This is a genomic window from Kitasatospora sp. NPDC008050, from assembly GCF_042957465.1.
Lineage (GTDB): Bacteria > Actinomycetota > Actinomycetes > Streptomycetales > Streptomycetaceae > Kitasatospora.
Map to the genome: position 1 here is coordinate 1 of NZ_JBIBIJ010000025.1, position 18,290 is coordinate 18,290.

The 18,290-nt window shown below is 72.4% G+C and carries 18 protein-coding genes and 2 pseudogenes; 14 read left to right on the top strand and 6 right to left on the bottom strand.

The features are described 5' to 3' along the window. Nucleotides 1–96: 96 nt before the first annotated feature. The 3 genes from ACFZB9_RS33110 to ACFZB9_RS33120 all read right to left on the bottom strand — a co-directional run bounded on the left by ACFZB9_RS33110 (nucleotide 97) and on the right by ACFZB9_RS33120 (nucleotide 1,475). Nucleotides 97–267, bottom strand: coding sequence for an FDLD family class I lanthipeptide (locus ACFZB9_RS33110; RefSeq protein ID WP_391453408.1), 171 nt, complete (start codon nucleotides 265–267; stop codon nucleotides 97–99). Nucleotides 268–531: 264 nt separating this feature from the next. Further along, complete coding sequence (locus ACFZB9_RS33115) at nucleotides 532–951, bottom strand: VOC family protein (RefSeq protein WP_391453410.1); 420 nt, start codon at nucleotides 949–951, stop codon at nucleotides 532–534. 83 nt (nucleotides 952–1,034) lie between these two features. Continuing rightward, nucleotides 1,035–1,475, bottom strand: coding sequence for a helix-turn-helix transcriptional regulator (locus ACFZB9_RS33120; RefSeq protein ID WP_391453411.1), 441 nt, complete (start codon nucleotides 1,473–1,475; stop codon nucleotides 1,035–1,037). A gap of 37 nt (nucleotides 1,476–1,512) precedes the next feature. On the opposite strand from ACFZB9_RS33120, the gene ACFZB9_RS33125 reads away from it, so the two are divergent. The 7 genes and pseudogenes from ACFZB9_RS33125 (at nucleotide 1,513) to ACFZB9_RS33155 (ending at nucleotide 7,164) form a co-directional block, all read left to right on the top strand. Beyond that, complete coding sequence (locus ACFZB9_RS33125; RefSeq protein WP_391453549.1) at nucleotides 1,513–1,845, top strand: hypothetical protein; 333 nt, start codon at nucleotides 1,513–1,515, stop codon at nucleotides 1,843–1,845. Nucleotides 1,846–2,024: 179 nt separating this feature from the next. Continuing rightward, nucleotides 2,025–2,222: pseudogene (locus tag ACFZB9_RS33130) on the top strand (GNAT family N-acetyltransferase); the annotation flags it as partial. A 211-nt stretch (nucleotides 2,223–2,433) separates the two neighbouring features. Next, nucleotides 2,434–3,065 (top strand): annotated as a pseudogene (locus ACFZB9_RS33135) (alanine racemase); the annotation flags it as partial. 424 nt (nucleotides 3,066–3,489) lie between these two features. Further along, nucleotides 3,490–4,443 (top strand): SGNH/GDSL hydrolase family protein, encoded by a 954-nt coding sequence (locus ACFZB9_RS33140; RefSeq protein WP_391453412.1) that lies wholly within the window; start codon nucleotides 3,490–3,492, stop codon nucleotides 4,441–4,443. A gap of 136 nt (nucleotides 4,444–4,579) precedes the next feature. Then, nucleotides 4,580–5,380 carry an aldose 1-epimerase gene (locus ACFZB9_RS33145; RefSeq protein WP_391453414.1) on the top strand — a complete coding sequence of 267 codons (801 nt, stop codon included), beginning with the start codon at nucleotides 4,580–4,582 and terminating at the stop codon, nucleotides 5,378–5,380. Between the two features lie 129 nt (nucleotides 5,381–5,509). After that, nucleotides 5,510–6,136: a maleylpyruvate isomerase N-terminal domain-containing protein gene (locus tag ACFZB9_RS33150; RefSeq protein ID WP_391453416.1), complete on the top strand. Its 627-nt coding sequence runs from the start codon at nucleotides 5,510–5,512 to the stop codon at nucleotides 6,134–6,136. 14 nt (nucleotides 6,137–6,150) lie between these two features. Further along, nucleotides 6,151–7,164 (top strand): phosphotransferase family protein, encoded by a 1,014-nt coding sequence (locus ACFZB9_RS33155; protein WP_391453418.1) that lies wholly within the window; start codon nucleotides 6,151–6,153, stop codon nucleotides 7,162–7,164. Nucleotides 7,165–7,171: 7 nt separating this feature from the next. On the opposite strand, the gene ACFZB9_RS33160 is transcribed toward ACFZB9_RS33155, so the two are convergent. Next, nucleotides 7,172–8,095 carry a LysR family transcriptional regulator gene (locus ACFZB9_RS33160; protein ID WP_391453419.1) on the bottom strand — a complete coding sequence of 308 codons (924 nt, stop codon included), beginning with the start codon at nucleotides 8,093–8,095 and terminating at the stop codon, nucleotides 7,172–7,174. A gap of 88 nt (nucleotides 8,096–8,183) precedes the next feature. Here ACFZB9_RS33160 and ACFZB9_RS33165 point away from each other — a divergent pair, with 88 nt between their 5' ends. Together ACFZB9_RS33165 and ACFZB9_RS33170 are read left to right on the top strand one after the other, a co-directional pair. Further along, a complete protein-coding gene (locus tag ACFZB9_RS33165) occupies nucleotides 8,184–9,104 on the top strand; it encodes a zinc-binding dehydrogenase (protein WP_391453421.1) in 921 nt (306 codons plus the stop codon). Next, on the top strand, nucleotides 9,101–10,117 hold the full coding sequence (locus tag ACFZB9_RS33170; RefSeq protein ID WP_391453423.1) for an alpha/beta hydrolase family protein: 1,017 nt from the start codon (nucleotides 9,101–9,103) through the stop codon (nucleotides 10,115–10,117). The genes ACFZB9_RS33165 and ACFZB9_RS33170 overlap by 4 nt, the downstream gene beginning before the upstream one ends. Nucleotides 10,118–10,129: 12 nt before the next feature. Here the strand turns inward: ACFZB9_RS33170 and ACFZB9_RS33175 are convergent, their stop codons facing one another. Further along, nucleotides 10,130–11,095, bottom strand: a complete 966-nt coding sequence (locus ACFZB9_RS33175; protein WP_391453425.1) for a helix-turn-helix domain-containing protein — start codon at nucleotides 11,093–11,095, stop codon at nucleotides 10,130–10,132. A gap of 110 nt (nucleotides 11,096–11,205) precedes the next feature. Here ACFZB9_RS33175 and ACFZB9_RS33180 point away from each other — a divergent pair, with 110 nt between their 5' ends. After that, entirely contained in the window at nucleotides 11,206–12,258 is a 1,053-nt protein-coding gene (locus ACFZB9_RS33180; protein ID WP_391453427.1) for a saccharopine dehydrogenase family protein, read from the top strand. A gap of 30 nt (nucleotides 12,259–12,288) precedes the next feature. Here the strand turns inward: ACFZB9_RS33180 and ACFZB9_RS33185 are convergent, their stop codons facing one another. Next, nucleotides 12,289–13,992: an FAD-binding oxidoreductase gene (locus ACFZB9_RS33185; RefSeq protein WP_391453428.1), complete on the bottom strand. Its 1,704-nt coding sequence runs from the start codon at nucleotides 13,990–13,992 to the stop codon at nucleotides 12,289–12,291. 207 nt (nucleotides 13,993–14,199) lie between these two features. Here ACFZB9_RS33185 and ACFZB9_RS33190 point away from each other — a divergent pair, with 207 nt between their 5' ends. The 4 genes from ACFZB9_RS33190 to ACFZB9_RS33205 all read left to right on the top strand — a co-directional run bounded on the left by ACFZB9_RS33190 (nucleotide 14,200) and on the right by ACFZB9_RS33205 (nucleotide 18,109). Continuing rightward, entirely contained in the window at nucleotides 14,200–15,057 is an 858-nt protein-coding gene (locus tag ACFZB9_RS33190; protein WP_391453430.1) for a carbon-nitrogen hydrolase family protein, read from the top strand. Between the two features lie 347 nt (nucleotides 15,058–15,404). Further along, nucleotides 15,405–15,791, top strand: a complete 387-nt coding sequence (locus tag ACFZB9_RS33195; protein ID WP_391453432.1) for a DUF485 domain-containing protein — start codon at nucleotides 15,405–15,407, stop codon at nucleotides 15,789–15,791. Then, nucleotides 15,788–17,518 carry a cation acetate symporter gene (locus tag ACFZB9_RS33200; protein WP_391453434.1) on the top strand — a complete coding sequence of 577 codons (1,731 nt, stop codon included), beginning with the start codon at nucleotides 15,788–15,790 and terminating at the stop codon, nucleotides 17,516–17,518. The genes ACFZB9_RS33195 and ACFZB9_RS33200 overlap by 4 nt, the downstream gene beginning before the upstream one ends. Nucleotides 17,519–17,521: 3 nt before the next feature. Further along, on the top strand, nucleotides 17,522–18,109 hold the full coding sequence (locus ACFZB9_RS33205) for a cysteine dioxygenase (RefSeq protein ID WP_391453435.1): 588 nt from the start codon (nucleotides 17,522–17,524) through the stop codon (nucleotides 18,107–18,109). Nucleotides 18,110–18,290 lie beyond the last annotated feature (181 nt).

Genomic DNA, 18,290 nt, shown 5'->3' on the forward strand with positions numbered 1-18,290 from the left:
CGGTCGGCAGGCGGGGCGTGCTGGGGAACGGGCGAGGGGCCGGCGGCACCGGCCGCCGACCCCTCAGGTCCGGGCCAGGTCAGCCCTGACCGGTCATCAGCAGACGCACTGGCTGATGCCGAGGCACGAGCTACAGGTGATGCTGCAGCCGAAGCTGGTCCAGCCTGCCTCGGCGTCGGTGTCGGTCACCTCGATGCGGACATCCAGGTCGAAGAGGTCGTCCAGCTCGATCTCGGTGCCGCGGGCCGGAAGTGTTGCAGTGGTCATGGGAATCTCCTTACAGGGTGGTATGGATGGAGAAGCCGGGACGTGCGCACGACAGCATAGGGGCGCCGAGCTGAGTGCTGCTCGGGTTTTGCGGAATTCGCATCCACGGATCAGCCGGCGGAGCTCAGCCGCAGGTGGCAAGGGGTGGAACAGGGCGGGCCGACCGCGCACCCGGGGGTGCCGGCCGGCCTTCGGGGTCGCCATAGGTGATGCTGTGGCGGGAAATGCTCATATTTTCGGGCATCGCTGTGGGTGTCGCTGCGGTCACAGTTCCGCGAGCTGGGTGAGCCGGATGTTGTTGCCGGACGGATCGCGGAATCCGCAGTCACGGCCGTACGGGCGGTCGGTCGGCTCCTCGTTGAACTCCACGCCCCGATCGGAGAGTTCCTGGTAGGCGGCGTCGCAGTCGTCGGTGCTGAGGAAGACGGTGCCGGTCGCGCCCTTGGCGGTCAGCTCGCGCACCTGGGACTGGGTCTCGGCGTCCAGCACCGGCGGGCCCGGGATCGCCATCAGCACGATGGCCACGTCCTCCTGCCCGGCCGGACCGACGGTGAGCCAGCGGAAGTTCCCCATCTCGGGGAGGGTGACATCGGCCCGGACCTCCAGGCCCACCTTCTTGGTGTAGAAGGCGAGGGCCTCCTCCTGGTCGTGCACCCAGAGCTGCGCGGTGGCGATTCTGATCATCGGAAGCCTCCTGGTATATCGGCTGGTCATCGGCTCGTACGCACATCCGTGGACGGGGTGACCGCGGTGCGTCGGCGATACCCTCACGCTAGGGCGGGACCCTGCGGGCCGTCTTCTCGAAACGTGCGGTGTTGCGGCCGGCCGTAAGCGCGCTGCACGCAGCCGGGGATGATCGCGTGCGCGGCGGCCGGCGGGAACGCGGCGCGGTAGGCCGCCGGCGTGCGGCCGAACATCCGGGTGAAGCTGGTGGTGAACGACCCCAGACTGTTCAGCCCGACGTCGAGGCAGACGGTGGCGATCGGTCGGTCGGTGGTGCGCAGCAGGGTGGCCGCGCGCTCCAGCCGCCGGGTCAGCAGGTACACGTGCGGTGACTCCCCGAAGGCGCGCCGGAACTCACGGCTGAAGTGCGCGGGGGACAGCCCGGCGGCCGCCGCGAGTCCGGCCACCGTGAGCGGCTCGGCGTAGCGCGCGTCGGCGAGGTCCTTGGCGCGCAGCAGATGGCGGGCGGCGGGGTGGGCGGTCACGGAATTCAGCCTAGTCAGCGAGGGTGACAAGCCCACCGTGCCGACAGCCGTCGCCTCTGACTACGCCTCCGGCGACTACGGGGACGGCGCGTCCGGAGATGACGCGGGCTCCCCGCGCATGGTGAGCTTCCCCGCCTCCGACCAGTGGGCGACCTCCGTCGGTGGCACCACGCTGGAGATCGGCGAGAAGGGCCAGGTGCTCGGCGAACTCGGCTGGGGCCGCAGCGTGGCACAGGTCAACCCGCAGGGCACCGGGTACCTGACCCGGTTCGACCGGGACGGCAGGCTGAAGGCCGCACCCGGCTACGACGACGTCACCGGCGTCGGCTCGGCGACCGCGGACTTCGCGCGCTTCTTCGCCCGTCACTGACGCTGGCCGCGCCGCGGACTCGTCGCGGCTCCACCACGGCTCGCTCGGCCGGCCCGTGCCCGGGATCCGACACCTCGGGCACGGGCGCGACCCACCGTCGCCCCCGCGCTGCTCCGCCTGTCGGCAAGCCCCCCCGCCAGGCTCGGAAGGGCCACCTGACGAGGGGCGATGAAAAATATCTCACCTACTTCCAGCGGATGTGGACGGCGCTGACCGCCGAGGACCCCGACCGGATGCGGCTGTACGTCGCCCGGCACGAGGGCGAGCCGCTGGCCGCCGCCACGATGCTCACCGTCGGGGAGCACGCCTGGTACTCCTGCGGTGCCTCCGCCGATCACCGGCGCGAGGTCAGGCCCTCCAACGCCATCAAGTGGCGCTCGGCCGCTACCTGAAGCGCCGCTGATCCCCAGCTGACAGCCCTCTGCTGACGCCCCTTGCTGAACACATGCGGACCGGCGCCCGCCGCGGCGCCGGCCCGGTGATCCGTCGCGCCCGTACGCCGGTTCGCCCGTACGCCGGTTTGCTCGTACGCCGGTTCGCTCGTTCAGCCGCACAATCCGTACCTACGAATCACCCTGGGAGAGCCCGATGGCCCTTTCGCTCTACATGGACACCGACCGCTGGCGGGCCCATCAGCGCGCGGTGCTGGCCGAGATCCCGGGTCTGGTCCCGGTCGCCAAGGGCAACGGCTACGGCCTGGGAAACCGCCTGCTCGCCGAGGAGGCCGCCCGCCTGGGGGTCCCGCTGCTGGCGGTGGGCACGGTGGCCGAGGCGGTCTGCTGGTTCGACGGCGAGGTGCTGGTGCTCACCCCGTACCGGCTGGGGGAGGAGACGGTGCCGCAGCTGCGGCAGGTGATCCGCACCGCCGGCAGCCTGGAGGTGGTTCGGGCGCTGGCCGGCACGAAGGTGGTGGTCGAGTGCATGACCAGCATGAGCCGCCACGGCATCGCCAGGACCGACCTGGCCCACCTCGCGGGCCTCGCCGCGGTGTCCCTGGAGGGCTTCGCCCTGCACCTGCCGCTGGACCGGCCCGACCGCACGGCATCGGGCTGGAGGCACCCAAGTACCTCCGCGGGCTGATGCCCCGGATCAGGGGCATCGTCCGTGCGGGCCTGGCCACCCTCAACCGCACCCTGTCGCCCTACCACTGGCAGGGCCGCCAACTCTGGTTCGCCGAACCGCCGCACATGCAGGTCAGCATCGTCTTCCTGCCCGCCGGAAAGGCCGCCGGAAAGCCCGATGGCAGGCCCGATGGCAGGCCCGATGGCAGGCCCGCTGGAAGGCCCACCGGCAGGCTCGACGGCACCGCCCCGTTGAACGGCGCCGCCGAGCCCCCGGTGGTCGGCGACGAACTGCCGCTGCGGATCCGGTCCACCACCACGCACTTCGACCGGGTGGCCCAGGTCTGAGCCGGCTTTTCGCTCCAGGGCGGATCGATATTAATTTCACTCCACGGTGGAGCGAAATTCGGAATTTCCCTTTCGCGCAGCCGCGGAAAAATTCGACACGATTCTGTGGACGGCCAGGAAACCTGACGGTAACTTACCTGCCAGTAGAAGCTGCGTCAGGCAGCCCCCCCACGCACATGCCCCGCACGACCCACGCGCCCCCACCCGCCGTCGTTCCGCGCCCCCAGGAGACACCGTGCCGAGCCCTGCCCGAAAGCTTGCCGCCGCCCTCTGCGGTGGCCTCGCCCTGGCCACCTCGCTGGTCGCGGCCACCGCGACCTCGGCCAGTGCCACCACCGCGCCGCGCACCACCGCGAGCTACAACTCCTATGTCGCGCTCGGCGACTCCTATGCGGCCGGAGCCGGAGTCCTCGACCAGTCGGCCGGACTCTGCCTTCGTTCGGACCACAACTACGGTCACCTGGTGGCCGCCGCGCTGAATGTCGGCTCGTATACGGATGTCACCTGTGCGGCCGCCAAGGTGAAGGACATCACCAGCGCCCAGCACGACCTGTTCATCAAGGTCAACGACCCGCAGATCAATGCCGTCTCGGCCCGGACCCAGCTGATCACGCTCGGCATCGGCGGCAACGAGCTCGGCACCTCCGACCTCGGGATCGGCGATGTGATCGCCACCTGCATCGCGGGCGCCGTGGTCAACCCGAGCGGCACGCCCTGCCACGACGTCTACGCCCACGGCCACTGGGCGTTCGACTGGAGCACGCTCGGCTGGAGTTGGCAGTACGGCGACGACACCCTGGTCGACCGGATCAACAGCGCCGCACCCGCGCTCGCCGCGACCCTCCAGCAGATCCACGCCAAGGCTCCCGGCGCCAAGGTGATGCTGGTCGGCTACCCGTCCGTGCTGCCCAAGGACGCCGCCGGCTGCGCCGGCCGCCAGCCCGTCACCGTCGGCGACGTGGCCTACCTGCGTGGGATCCTCGACCAGCTGAACGGCATGCTGGCGAGCACGGCCGCGGCCAACGGCGCCACCTACGTCGACACCGCCACGCCCACCGCGGGCCACGACGTCTGCTCCGACGACCGCTGGATCGAGGGCGCGCTGCCCGGCTCGCCGGCCGTGCCCTTCCACCCCAACGCCACCGGCGAGCAGGTGATGGCCGGCGCGGTCCTCGCGGCGCTGAAGTAGCCGACCGCGACGCCAGTCCCCATGCCCGGCCGTCACGAGATTCCTCGTGGCGGCCGGAGCTGTTTCCCGGTGGCGTCGACCTCGTTCCGATAGCCTCGCGTGCACAAGGCTCGCGTGCACAAAGGGAGGGACACCCATGGCCGACAATGACACCACCGTCCTGCTGAAAGCCCCGAACGCAGAGCTGACCGTCGACCCGCACAACGGCTGCCGGATCACCGGCCTGCGCGTCGGCGGTGTCGAACTGCTGCGCCAGGGCGCCAGGTTCGGCTGCTTCCCGATGGTGCCGTGGTGCGGCCGCACCGAGCTCGGCCAGTTCCGCAACGGCGCGGAGAGCTTCCAACTGCCTGTCAACGCGGCACCGCACGCCATCCACGGCACCGGCCGCGACACCGCCTGGCGCACCGTCCGCAGTGACGAGAGTTCCGCCGCCTTCGTCTACGACCTCGTCGAGCCCTGGCCCTACCGCGGCCGCGTCACCCAGCTGATCGAACTCGCCGAGGACCACGTCACCCTGACGATGGGCATCGAGACCCACGAGGACAGCTTCCCCGCGCAGGTGGGCTGGCACCCCTGGTTCCTGCGGGACCTCGGCACCGGCGGCCCGCTCCACCTGGCCTTCGAGCCCGAGTGGCAGGAGGAGCGCGGCGAGGACCACCTGCCGACCGGCCGGCGGATCGCCCCGCAGCCCGGTCCTTGGGACGACTGCTTCGGCATGCCCGACGGCGTGGACGTCACCCTCACCTGGCCCGGCGCCCTGGAGCTGAAGGTCACCAGCCGCGAGGAGTGGGTGGTCGTCTACGACGAGCAGGACGAGGCCGTCGCCGTCGAGCCGCAGACCGGCCCGCCGAACGGCCTCAACACCCTCCCGCGCCTGGTCACCCTCATCGACCCGCTGGAGGCGTCCACGACCTGGACCTGGCGCACCCTCGACTGAAGCCCGCCAGCCCGCCAGCCCCAGCCCCCAGCTGTCCGGCGTCGTCCGCCCGCAAAACAGGTACCCGGACGCCTCCCTGCCGCCGATAATGTCGGGGAATCGGATCACGGGGGGCTTCAATTGAGCGTCATGGACGGCTACCTGGCCGCCGCGAGCCAGGCAGTGGAGCTGCTGGGGAGCACGGAAGTCGACGCCGCGTGGGAGGAGCCCAGCGCGCTCCCCAGGATGACGGTCGGCGGCCTGGCCGGCCATCTCGCCTACCAGATCTTCAGCGTCGGCACCTCCTTGGCGGAGCCCGAGCCGCAGCAGGAACCCATCCCGCTGCTGGAGCACTACGCACGTGCCGCCTGGATCGACGCGCCACTCGACGGCGAGGTCAACGCCGGAATCCGGGCGAAGGGCGCGAGCATCGCGGCCGAGGGCGCCCGGGCCCTGGCCGAGCGCGCCCGCCGCTCCCTCGCCGAGCAGCGGGCGCTGCTCGCCGGGCGTTGCGGCAAGCAGGCGGTGTTCCTGTCGCCGACCGGATGGGCGCTGCGGCTGGACGACTTCCTCACCACGCGGCTGCTGGAGCTGGCCGTTCACCTGGACGACCTCGCCGTCAGCGTGGGAACCGCCGCCCCCCAGCTCCCCGACGCCGCCTTCGACCCGGTACTGACCCTGCTGGCCCGACTCGCCGCCCGACGCCACGGCCAGGCCGCGCTGCTACGGGCCCTGGCCCGCACCGAGCGCGCGCCCGCGGCGATCAACGCCCTGTGACCGGGGTGACCGGCGTGACCGGCAGGGAGCAGGCGCGCGGCGTGCCGACACCCGAGCAGCTGTCGGGCGTCGCACGCGCAGCCCTGGGCGCCCGGCACCGCCTCGTCGGCGTGGCACGGCTGCGTGGCGGCAGCAAGAAGGGCGTGTACCGGCTGACCTTCGACGACGACTCGACCGCGATCCTCTACAGCTGGCACGACGCCGAGAACTACTGGCCCACCGCGCTCGCCGACGCCGCCCAGGACCATGCGGACCCCTTCTCGCCCGCCTCCGGCCTCGACCTCTTTCTGGCCGCCCACCGGCGCCTTGAGGCCCTGGGCATCCGCACACCCCGCCTCCACCTGGCCGATCGGAGCGGGGCCCACCACCCGGCCGACCTCGCGGTGGTCGAGGACGTGCCCGGCGAGAACCTGGAGACGCTGCTGGACCGCGATCCCCGCCGAGCGGACGCTACGCTGGACCAACTGGCCGCGCTGCTCGATGTGTTGAGGAGCGAGACCGCGCCGCACTTCGGCAAGGTCGCGCTGATCGACGGCGGCGGCGTCTCCCGCGGGGAGTCGTGCGAGGGGATCGTCCTCGGCCGGGCGCTCGACGACCTCGCCGAGGCCGCCTCGCGTGACCCGCGCATCGCGGGTGCCCGTGACCGGCTGGAGGAGAGGCTTCGGACCCTGGCCGCCCGGGTGCGCCCGCGCACGGAGTACGTCCTCGTCCACGGTGAACTCGGCCCGGACCACGTGCTCGTGGACCGGCTCGGGCAGCCGGTCCTGATCGACATCGAGGGTCTGATGTTCTTCGACGCCGAATGGGAGCACGCCTTCCTGCGGATCCGCTTCGGCGCCCACTACCAGCGGCTCGACTCTCGCGGCCTGGACGAACAGCGCCTGGCCTGCTACCTGTTGGCGATGCGCCTGTCCCTGGTCGCCGGTCCGCTGCGCCTGTTGGACGGCGACTTCCCCGACCGCGACTTCATGCGGGGGATCGCGGAGCACAACCTCCGACAGGCGCTGGCGTTCCTGCGCGACGAGTGACTGCCGGTCACTGCGCAGGCGGCTCGGGCAGCCAGTCGCGGGCCGGGTCGTACTCCAGCCACCGGCGTTGCGCCGCCTGGGCGGCGCAGGCGGCGGTGAGGTCGTTCAGCCCCGGGTGTCCGTTGCCGGTGAGCCAGAGCAGCGACCAGGCGTACAGCGGGGTGGGGTCGACCAGCGGGACCGAGCGAAGCCCCGGTACCTCCGGCAGCGGCACGTCGGCGGGCAGCAGCGAGAAGCGGTGCGGGTCCTGCACCACCTCGGTGAGGAAGTGGGTGAGCCCCAGGTTGACGCTCGCGGCCCGCTGCCGGATGCCGAACCGCTCGGCGAACTGGTGGAGGAAGTCGAGCCGGTCCAGCGCGCCCGGCGCCCACAGCACGCAGTCGCGCAACTGGTCCGGCCGCAGGGCCGGTTGTGCCGCGAGCGGATGGTCCGCGCTCAGCACGGCGTCCACCGGTTCGAGGCGGACCAGGCGGTGCGTGAGACCGGTGTGCAGTGGCGGGTGCACCCGGCCGAACGCCGCGTCGATGTCGCCGTGCAGCAGCGCCGTCGTCACCGACGGCAGATCGCGCCCGTGCCCCAGCGTCAACTCGCCGGCGCTTCCGGCGACCTGGGCCAGCGTCCGGATGGGCGCGTACAGGTGCCCCCAGACGTCCACGCGCAGCGGGCGGTCCGGCCCGACCACCGCCGCGACCGCGGCGTCGGCGGCGGCCAGGGTCTGCCGGGCCGGCGGCAGGAACCGCGCTCCGGCCTCGGTGAGGTGTACTCCGGTGGTGCCGCGTTCGAGCAGCCTCGTGCCGAGCAGGGACTCCAGCCGCGCGATCCTCTTGGACAGCGCCTGCTGGGTTATGGCGAGGGCCGCGGCGGCCCGGCCGAAGTGCAGCTCCTCGGCGGTGCGCACGAAGGCACGTACCTGCGCCACGTCGAGATCCATGCCCCCACCTTAGGCGACAACCAGAAGTTGTCGGATTCTCCCGCCTGTTGTTGGCCCTCGGGGCGGCCCAAGCGGTTGCATCCTCGGCATGCAGAGACTCATTCCCACGGGGCAGGCGGCGCGTCCGGTCGTCTTCGCCGAGGTCCCCCAGCCCGTCCCGGAGCCCGGTGAGGCACTGGTCAAGGTCGAGGCGTTCGCGCCGAACCGGGGCGAGACCTTCCTCCTCGAACGCCCCCGGCCGGGGGCGCTGCCGGGCAAGGACATCGCGGGGCTCGTCGTGCAGGCCGCCGCGGACGGCACCGGCCCCGGCATCGGCACCCGCGTGGTGGGGCATCCGGCGCAGGGCGGCTGGGCCGAGTACGCCGCCGTGCCCACGCACTCGCTCGCGGTGCTCCCGGACGGCATCGACAGCGTACGGGCGGCGGCCCTGCCGCTGGCCGGGATCACCGCCCTGCGGCTGCTGCGTACGGCCGGCTCACCGGCCGGTCGGCGGGTGCTGCTGACCGGCGCCTCGGGAGGCGTCGGCCACTACGTCACCGAACTGGCCGTCGGGGCCGGCGCCGAACTGACCGCGGTGACGGCCACACCGGCGCGTGGCGAGCGACTCGCGGAGCTGGGCGCCATGGTGGTGCACGACGTCGCGGCGGCGCGGGGACCGTTCGACATCGTGCTGGAGTCCACCGGCGGGCCGGATCTGCCGGTCGCCCTCTCCAAGGTCCGCCCGGGCGGCCTGCTCGTCTGGTTCGGCCAGGCGAGCCGCACCCCGGCGACCCTCGATTTCTTCCAGCTCCTGGGCGGACCCGAGCGCGTCACGATCCAGCACTTCCACTACGCCGGTGCCCCGTACGACTCCGACCTCAAGGCCCTGGTGAGCCTGGTGGAGAGCGGCCGGCTGCACCCGGAGATCGACCGGATCGCCGACTGGGCGCAGACCGCCGACGCACTGGTCGACCTGCGCGAGCGCCGCATCCGCGGCAAGGCCGTGCTGCTGACGGGAGGAGCACGATGAGCGCCCGGGATCTCGCCGCCGAGCTCGCCGCCGAGTTCGTCGCCGCGCTGTGGACACGCGCCACCGGCACAGGCGTCGACCCGCACGAGTACCGGCGCGTGACCGACGGCCTCGGCTCGGTCGCCGACTGTGGACCGGCCTTCGCGCGCACCGGACACGGCTACCTCCAGCGTGCGCGGGACGCGGGATCGTCCCGCTCGGCAGGGGAGTGCCTGCTGATGGCGGCCCGGTGGTTCCACCTCGCCACCCTGGCGCCGTACCCGGAGGCGAACCGAGCCGCCACCGAGGCGGACCACGCCCTGGGCGGAGCGCTCGCCCTGCTGGAGCCCGGTGCGCGGCGGGTGAGCGGTGAGGGGTTCACCGGCTGGCTGCGCGGCCCGGGCGATGCGCGCGGCACGGTGGTCGTCGTCCCCGGCCTGGACTCGGCCAAGGAGGAGTTCCTCGACCTGGCGTCCGCGCTGCTGGCCAGGGGGCTGGCGGTGTTCGCGATGGACGGCCCCGGGCAGGGCGTGCTCGCGGCCACCACGACCCTGCGGCCGGAGTACGAGCAGGTGGTCGGCCGGGTCGTCGACGCCCTCGGTGTCGATCGCATCGGGCTCGTCGGCCTCAGTCTGGGCGGCTACTTCGCGGCCCGGACCGCGGCGTTGGAGCCGCGCGTGGTGGCCGCCGCGACCGTCAGCGGCCCCTTCCGGCTCGACTGGGACGAACTGCCCGCGCCGGTACGGGAGATCATGGCCACGCGGGCCGGAGGGCCTGACGCGGCCCGGGAGTTCGCCGGCCAGGTGGACCTCGCCGCTCTGGCACCGCGGATCGCGGCCCCGCTGCTGGTCGTGGACGGAGAGCGGGACGTCATTCCCGGCGTGACGAACGGTGAGCCGCTGGCCCGGCTGGCGCCGCACGGCAGTTACCTGTCCGTCCCGCACGGTGACCACCTGCTCGGCAACGCGCGGCCCGACTGGCTGCCTCGTGTGGCGGACCGGATGGCGCAGGCGCTGACGGGAGCCGGCGGCTGAACCACCGCACCGTCACGTCCAGTTCTGCGCGGCGGGTGAGGAGCGCGAGCGGAAGGTGCGGCGGTAGGTGTCCGGCGGCACGCCGACCGTGCGGTTGAAGTTGCGGCGCAGTGTGGTGGCCGTGCCCATGCCGGTGGCTGCCGCGACGGCGTCGATGCTGTCGTCGGTGGCTTCCAGCAACTCCTGGGCGTGGCGGATGCGTTGGACCAGCAGCCACTGCAGCGGGGTGGTTCCGGTCACCGCTCTGAAGTGGCGGCCCAGGTTGCGCGAGCTCATGTTCGCCCGGCGGGCCAGGTCCTGGACGGTGAGTGGCTGGTCCAATCGTTCGACGGCCCAGGGCAGGAGGTCGGCCAGCGGGTGGTTGTCCGGTGCGGGCACGGGGGTGGTCACGAACTGGGCCTGGCCGCCGTCACGGTGCGGGGGCACCACCAGGCGGCGGGCGAGGGTGTTGGCGATCGACGATCCGTGGTCCAGGCGCACCAGGTGCAGGCACAGGTCCATGGCGGCGGCCTTGCCGGCGGAGGTGAGCACGCTGCCGTTGTCCACGTAGAGCACGTCCGGGTCCACCGTCACCCGGGGGTAGCGGGCGGCCAGGGCCCGGGTGTGCGCCCAGTGGGTGGTGGCGCACCGGTCGTCCAGTAGTCCGGCGGCGGCCAGCACGAACGCGCCCGTGCAGAGCGAGGCCACGCGTGCGCCCGCCTGGTGGGCCGCGCGCACCGCGTCGACCAGGTCGGCGGGCGGATCCTCGTCGACGTCGGCCCAGCCCGGGACGATCACGGTGTCCGCGTCCGCGAGCCCGTCGAGTCCGCGGTCGGGCTCCAGCCGGAACCGGCCGACCCGCACGGGGCTCGGCCCGCAGAGGGCGAGGCGGTACCAGGGGTCCGCCAGGCCGATCGGGTTGGCGCCGAAGACTTCGCAGGCCAGGGCCAGCTCGAAGTGCAGCATCCCGTCGGTGACGGCCAGTGCGACAGTTCCCATGTCCGGAATTGTACGGGTGATGGCGTTCCGGACAGTCGTGCCGGGGTGGGCGCCCCTGCCAGGATGTCCGTGACAGAGCGCGGAGATCATTCGAGCACGGGGGAGAACCCATGGGATCAGCACGCACGGTAACGGTGTTCGGCGCGTACGGGCACACCGGACGCTTCGTGGTGGCGGAGCTGCTGGAGCGCGGATTCGTCCCCGTCCTGGCCGGCCGCGATGCCGACCGACTGCACGCACTGGCAAGCGAGTTCGGATCGGCGATCCGGCCGGACGCGGTACGCCCGGCGTCGGTCGACGACCCGGCCTCGCTCGATCGCGCTCTGGCCGGCGCGGCGGCCGTGATCAACTGCGCCGGGCCGTTCGCCACGACGGCCGCCCCCGTGATCGAGGCGGCCCTGCGCGCCCGGATCCCGTACCTGGACGTGGCGGCCGAGATCGAGGCCAACGCCGACACCTTCGCGCACTTCGCCGACCGTGCTCGCGCAGCGGGCGTGGTGGTCGTCCCGGCGATGGCCTTCTACGGCGGCCTCGGTGACCTCCTGGTCACCGCCGCGATGGGTGATTGGACGGCGGCCGACGAGGCCCACGTCGCCTACGGGCTGAGCGGCTGGCACCCCACCGCCGGGACCCGGACGGCGGGCGCGGTCTCCCGGCAGCGACGGGGCGGTGGGCGCGTCGTGTACGCCAACGGGCGCCTGGAGCGCCGCCATGACGACCCGCCGGCCCTGGAGTGGACCTTCCCCGCCCCGATGGGACCGCGGGCCGTCATCGGGGAGTTCACGATGGCCGACGTGGTGACCGTCCCCAGCCACCTGGCCATCCCCGAGGTGCGCACCTATATGACCACCGAGGCGGCCGGCCAGATCGCGGACCCGGACACCCCGGCGCCCACCGCGGTGGACGCGAGCGGGCGATCCGCCCAGACCTTCCTCGTCGACGTCCTCGTGTGCCGTGGCGAGGAGCGACGGCGGGCGGTGGCCACGGGCCAGGACATCTACGCGGTCACTGCTCCCCTGGTGGTGGAGGCCGTCGACCGGGTCCTCACCGGGCGGACGGCGACGACGGGAGTCGCCTCCGCCGGCGAGATCTTCGACGCGCCGGACTTCCTGCGCGCGCTGTCGCCGCACATCACCGTGGAGCTCGGTGTGGCCGCCGCCTGAGGTCGGGCAGGTTTGTGACGTCGGGCGCGGTCAGGCGGAGGGCGCCTCGATCCCGAGGGCGTGCCGGAAGACGCCGCGCGGGTCCCAGCGGGCCTTGACCTGCTGCAGGCGCGGGTAGTTGTCCTTGTAGTAGAGGGTGTGCCAGGGGGTGCCGGAGGTGTTCCAGGCGGGGTCGGCGAGGTCCACGTCGGGGTAGTTGATGTAGGAGCCGTCACTGACCTCGCCGGGGACGGGGACGCCTCCGGTGTCGCGGTAGACGTCGCGGTAGAGGTCGCGGACCCAGGCCAGGTTGGCCGCGTCCTGCGACTCGTCGGCCCAGATGGTGTGGTAGACGGCCTTCATGATCGAGTCGCGCTGGGCGACGGCGGTGGCCTGCGGGGCGACGGTGTTGACCTGGCCGCCGTAGCCGACCAGGAGCATGCCGCTGGTCGTACCGCCGGTGCTGTTCGTCAGGTGGCGGTAGATGGTGGAGAGCTGGGTGTCGGTCAGGCGGCGGCGCAGGTAGCCGGCCTTCTCCTTGTAGCGGCGGGTGATCATGTCGCCGGGTTCGCCGTTGCCGGGCCAGGTCATGGGGTGCAGCCAGGGCAGGGTGCGCCGGCCGTTGAGGAGCTCGGTGACGTCCGTGCCGGCGGTCAGGGCGGTCACGAAGTCGGTGACGAGAGCGTCGGCGCCCGGGATGCCCGCGTCGATCTGCACGACCAGCTGGAAGCTGCCGGCGCTGCAGTGCGCGGGTTCGAGGACGGCGTACAGGCCCGCCGCGGGGGAGCCGGGGGTGCTGTTGTTCTCGTGCCAGGTACCGAAATTGCGCAGGATGGTGGTAAATGCCTGTTCATTCATTTTCGTGTCCCAGGCCCAGACGACCAGGCACTCCAGCAGCTCGCCCGGCGCGGGCGGCAGCAGCTTCGCCGGGTCGGTGGCGCCGGTGCGGGGGGCATCCGGTGAGCGCAGCCAGTAGCGGGTGACGACGCCGAAGTTGCCGCCACCGCCGCCGGTGTGCGCCCACCACAGGTCGTGGTTCGGGTCGTCGGGGTCGCGGGTGGCGACCACCGCGCGGGCGGTCCCGTCCCGGTCGACGACGACCACTTCGACGGCGTGCAGATGGTCCACCACCGAGCCGTACCGGCGCGACAGCGGCCCGTACCCGCCGCCGACCAGGTGCCCGCCGGCGCCCACCTCGGGGCAGCCGCCCGCCGGGATCGTCACGCCCCAGCCCTTGAACAGGGTCCGGTACACGTGCCCGAGCGTCGCCCCCGGCTGCACCGCGAAGGCGCCCATCACGGGGTCGAAGCCGACGGCGTCCATCGCGGACAGGTCCAGCAGCATCCGCACCGCGGGGTCGGCGGTGAAGTTCTCGAAGCAGTGGCCGCCACTGCGCACCGCGATCCGCCGCCCGGAGCGGACGGCGTCCCCGACGGCCCGCACCACCTGCGCGGTGGAGCCGACCGCGCGGATCTCCTCCGGCCGGCCGACGAAGCGCCAGTTGTCGCCGCGCAGCAGACTGTCGTACCGGGGGTCGCCCGGGTGGACGGTCACCGGCCCGAACGGCGTCGCCTCCGGCGCCCCGCCACGATCCGCCTGGCCCGGCTCCGGCTCCGGCTCCCCGGTCCCCGCGCCCCCGCCTGCCGCCCGGGCGGTCCCGCCGGCCAGCCCCGCCACCGCGCCGCCGACCGCCACCGCACCGGCCCGGGTGAGCAGGTGGCGGCGTCCCAGCCGCTCGTTCGTCGATCGCTCCATCACGTTCTCCCGTCCGCTGTGGCCAGGTCGCTATGTCCCGTGCCCGCTCGCGAACGCTACACGCGCTGGTCGTCCGAATCAGCTTGCCGCGCGCGATGATTGATGATCAGTCAGACCCACAGTCACCCTGCCGAGGGGCGCCCCCTCATGGCCCTCCAGTCACCCTGGCCGGATGGGCTCCCGCGCACCGGGCTATCCTGGCCCTCCATGGATGATCTTCACCCCCTGCCCGCCTCCCCCCTCACGATCGCGGCCGGCCAGGCCGCCTGCGCCGCGCTGGACATCCCCGCGAACGTCGCCGCAGCCGCCGACCTGCTGCGTCGCGCGGCTGCCGAGGGGGCGGAGCTGCTGGTCCTGCCGGAACTCTTCCTCACCGGCTACGAGCTCGCGGGCATCGCCGCCGATCCCGACAGCCACACCCTTGACGCGGCCGACCCCCGCCTGGACCCCCTCGCCGCGGCCTGCGCCGACACGCGCACCGCGGTGGTGGCCGGAGCCCCGGCCCGCGACCCCGCCACCGGGCGCCTGCACATCTCCGCCCTGGTCCTCGATCGCGACGGCCGGTTCGCCGTCCAGTACGACAAGCAGCACGCCACACCGACCGAGCGTGCCGCCGGTTTCAGCTCCGGCACCAGCGGCTGCACCCTCACCCTCGACGGCTGGCGCCTGGGCCTGGGCATCTGCTGGGACTCCGGCTTCCCCGAACACGCCCGCGCCGCCGCCCTCGACGGCTGCCACGCCTACCTCGTCGGCGCCATGTTCGGCCAGGGCACCGGCGTCCACCAGCGCGCCGTCGTCTTCCCGGCCCGTGCCCTGGACAACACCAGCTATACCCTGCTCGCCAACCACTGCGCCCCCAGCGGCCCCTTCCACGGCTGCGGCGGCAGCGCCGTCTGGAACCCGGACGGCACCCTCCTCACCGACGCGGGTCCCACCGCCCCCGCCGTAGCCGTCGCCCGTCTCAACCCCCACCACCTCGCCGCCGCCCGCACCGCCGAGCCCGTCCTCCTCGACCCCTCCCTCACCACCCCGCCCCACCCCCGCCTCACGACCCCCCTCGCCTGACACCCACCCCACGACCACGAATGGCGACGTCACACGTGGGGGTTCGGGCCTCCCGAGGCTACTGGGGCCCCAGGCGCCCAGGCTATGGCTCGTATGCGGACCACCCCGCTCGCGCGGGGGTCAGCCGGTCCATTCGTCCCTCCACGTTTTGGTTGATGCTGTCCTCCCGGCGCGAGCGGGGGTCAGCCGCACCGCCCGCTCCGTAGTCATGGCAGGCCGCCGAGTTCGACGTCTGAGAGCCCCTTGAGAGGGCCGTGGCCGGCGCTGACCGCTTGTTGATCGCTCGTAGACCATGGACTTCTACGGTCGGTCCATCGGCAAGTTCCGCACTGCTCAGAAGGACTCACATGATCGACCCGGCCGCGTCGTCGCGCCGTGACACACCCTGGATCGGCGACGATCCGCGATTCACCGAGTTGCGTGCCGCCTACCGCAGGTTCGTATTCCCGGTGACGGCGGCGTTCCTGCTCTGGTTCCTGGCGTACGTACTCTGCTCGGCCTATGCCCGCGGCTTCATGGCGACCAAGGTCGTCGGGAACGTCAACGTCGCCCTGGTCTTCGGACTGTTGCAGTTCGTGTCGACCTTCGGCATCGCCCTCGCCTACGGCCGGTTCGCCGCTCGGCGGCTGGACCCGCTGGCTGATGTCCTGCGGAGCGTGGCGGTGTCCCATCCGATCGCCCCGGCCCCGGCCGGCCGCGGCGGCGACCAGGAACTGACGGAGAACCAGGCATGACACAGTACCTTCCGCTCGCCGCGGCAGCGGCGCAGTCGGCATCAAACAAGGGCCTGACCATCGGCCTGTTCGCCGCCCTGGTGGCGGTGACACTCGGTATCACCCTCTGGGCGCGGCGGAGCACCCGGGGCACCGGAGGCTTCTACACCGGCGGCGGCCAGTTCTCCGCGTTGCAGAACGGGATCGCGATCTCGGGCGACTACCTGTCCGCGGCCTCCTTCCTCGGCATCGCCGGGATCATCGCGCTCTCCGGGTACGACGGCTTCCTCTACTCGATCGGCTTCCTGGTCGCCTGGCTGCTCGCGCTGCTGCTGGTCGCCGAACTGCTGCGCAACACCGGGCGGTTCACCATGGCCGACGTGCTGGCCGCGCGGCTGCGCAGTGGGCCGATGCGGACCGCCGCGGGCGTGTCGACCATCGTGGTCTCGATCTTCTACCTGATCGCGCAGATGGTCGGCGCGGCGACGATCGTGGGGCAGTTGCTCGACGTCAAGGGCGCCTCCGCGCAGATCTGGACCATTGTCGGGGTCGGTGCCCTGATGATCGTCTACGTTGCGGTCGGCGGGATGAAGGGCACCACCTGGGTGCAGATCGTCAAGACTGTGCTGCTGATCGCCGGCGCGGCCACGATGACCCTGTGGGTGCTGGCGAAGTACGGGTTCGACGTCAGCCACCTGCTCGGGGACGCCGCGACCGCGTCCAAAAAGGGCGACGCCTTCCTCCAGCCCGGCCTGAAGTACGGGGCGACCGACGGCTGGTCGAAGCTCGACCTGGTCAGCCTCGGCACCGCCCTGGTGCTGGGCACCGCGGCGCTGCCGCACGTGCTGGTCCGCTTCTACACCGTGCCGACCGGCCGCGACGCACGCAAGTCGGTGAACTGGGCGATCGGCATCATCGGGGTCTTCTACCTGATGACCCTGGTGCTCGGCTTCGGCGCGGCCGCGCTGGTCGGCACGGCGACGATCAAGGAGAAGGATCCGTCCGGCAACACCGCCGCCACCCTGCTGGCCGAGCACCTCGGCGGTGGCGCGGGCACCACCGGCGGCTCCCTGATGCTTGCCTTCATCGCGGCGGTCGCGTTCGCCACCATCCTGGCGGTCGTCGCCGGGCTCACCCTGACCTCCTCGTCGTCGTTCGCCCATGACCTGTACGCCAGCGTCATTCGCAAGGGCAGGGCCACGGAGCGGCAGGAGCTGGTCACGGCGAAGCTCGCCGCCGTGGTCATCGGCGCGGTCGCGGTCGCCCTGTCGATCTTCGCCAGGGACCTCAACGTGGCGTTCCTGGTGGCCCTGGCCTTCGCCATCGCGGCCTCGGCCAACCTGCCGGCGATCCTGCTGACCCTGTTCTGGCGGCGCTTCACCACCTTCGGCGCCAAGTGCGGCATCTACGCGGGCCTGGTCAGCGCGATCGGCCTGGTGCTGCTCTCCCCGATCTGCTGGGGCGGCGCGACCGGCACGGTCCCCGCCGTGAAGCTGACGGCCACGCAGGCGAAGGACTGCGGGGTGGCGGCGTCCAGCAAGCAGGTCGGCAACGCCACGGCGCTGATCTCCTGCACCACCAGCGCACCGATCCCGCTGCAGAATCCGGGCGTCATCTCGATCCCGATCGGGTTCGCGGCCGCGGTCCTCGGTTCCCTGGTCGGCAGCCGCCGCCGTCGCGACGAGGAGTCGGACCGGCACGGCTTCGAGGAGTTCGAGGTCCGCGCGCTCACCGGGGTGGGGCAGTAGACCGTGAAACCTGGCTCCAACCTCGACGAGTTCCTCGCCGACCTCGCGCGCTACGCTGCCGCGGACGTTCTGACCGCCCAGCTCACCGCGGACACCCTGCGCAAGTACCTGCGGGCCGGGCTGATCGTTCCCGATGACCTGTGCGCCGGTGACACCGACGGATACGCGCAGCGTCTGCTGCACGCCGGACGGACGCACTCCGTGGTGGCCCTGACCTGGCTGCCCGGGCAGTCCACCCCGATACACGACCACGTCTCCTGGTGTGTGTCAGGTGTGCTGGAGGGCATCGAGGTGGACGAGGCGTACCGGCTGTGGCGGCTCCCCCGCTCCGGTCGCAGGGTGCTGGTGCCGGCCGGCCGGACCACCTGCTCCACCGGCCGGGTGCAGCTCCTCGTACCGCCCGACGAGGACATCCACCGGGTGTCGAACGGCGGCATCGGTCGCGCGGTCTCCCTGCACGTCTACGGCGCCGACATCTCGCTGACCGGGGGAAGCTCGATCAACCGGGTCTTCGGGCAGAACATCGTGGACTCCCCGCCGGACGGAGCCCGCCTGATGAGCTGGCGGCACCCGGAGGACCTGGCCCCGTGACCGGCACGGGGCAAACTGACGGGCCGTCCGCTCCGGACGGCCCGTCGGCCGTGTCCCGGCCCGGCGCACCGGCCGCCCCCACGTTGGCGGCACACCGTTCCTGGACCACCCACCGGTTCCGCGGCAGGTCGCCGGCCTGAGGCACGACCGGTGAGCTGCCCACCGCCGGCGGCGCGGCCGA

What these genes read in the sequence shown, in the direction of transcription:
- ACFZB9_RS33110 (WP_391453408.1), bottom strand. Translation starts at nt 267, where the DNA reads ATGACCACTGCAACACTTCCGGCCCGCGGCACCGAGATCGAGCTGGAC.
- ACFZB9_RS33115 (WP_391453410.1), bottom strand. Translation starts at nt 951, where the DNA reads ATGATCAGAATCGCCACCGCGCAGCTCTGGGTGCACGACCAGGAGGAG.
- ACFZB9_RS33145 (WP_391453414.1), top strand. Translation starts at nt 4,580, where the DNA reads ATGGCCGACAATGACACCACCGTCCTGCTGAAAGCCCCGAACGCAGAG.
- ACFZB9_RS33150 (WP_391453416.1), top strand. Translation starts at nt 5,510, where the DNA reads ATGGACGGCTACCTGGCCGCCGCGAGCCAGGCAGTGGAGCTGCTGGGG.
- ACFZB9_RS33160 (WP_391453419.1), bottom strand. Translation starts at nt 8,095, where the DNA reads ATGGATCTCGACGTGGCGCAGGTACGTGCCTTCGTGCGCACCGCCGAG.
- ACFZB9_RS33165 (WP_391453421.1), top strand. Translation starts at nt 8,184, where the DNA reads ATGCAGAGACTCATTCCCACGGGGCAGGCGGCGCGTCCGGTCGTCTTC.
- ACFZB9_RS33170 (WP_391453423.1), top strand. Translation starts at nt 9,101, where the DNA reads ATGAGCGCCCGGGATCTCGCCGCCGAGCTCGCCGCCGAGTTCGTCGCC.
- ACFZB9_RS33175 (WP_391453425.1), bottom strand. Translation starts at nt 11,095, where the DNA reads ATGGGAACTGTCGCACTGGCCGTCACCGACGGGATGCTGCACTTCGAG.
- ACFZB9_RS33180 (WP_391453427.1), top strand. Translation starts at nt 11,206, where the DNA reads ATGGGATCAGCACGCACGGTAACGGTGTTCGGCGCGTACGGGCACACC.
- ACFZB9_RS33185 (WP_391453428.1), bottom strand. Translation starts at nt 13,992, where the DNA reads ATGGAGCGATCGACGAACGAGCGGCTGGGACGCCGCCACCTGCTCACC.
- ACFZB9_RS33190 (WP_391453430.1), top strand. Translation starts at nt 14,200, where the DNA reads ATGGATGATCTTCACCCCCTGCCCGCCTCCCCCCTCACGATCGCGGCC.
- ACFZB9_RS33195 (WP_391453432.1), top strand. Translation starts at nt 15,405, where the DNA reads ATGATCGACCCGGCCGCGTCGTCGCGCCGTGACACACCCTGGATCGGC.
- ACFZB9_RS33200 (WP_391453434.1), top strand. Translation starts at nt 15,788, where the DNA reads ATGACACAGTACCTTCCGCTCGCCGCGGCAGCGGCGCAGTCGGCATCA.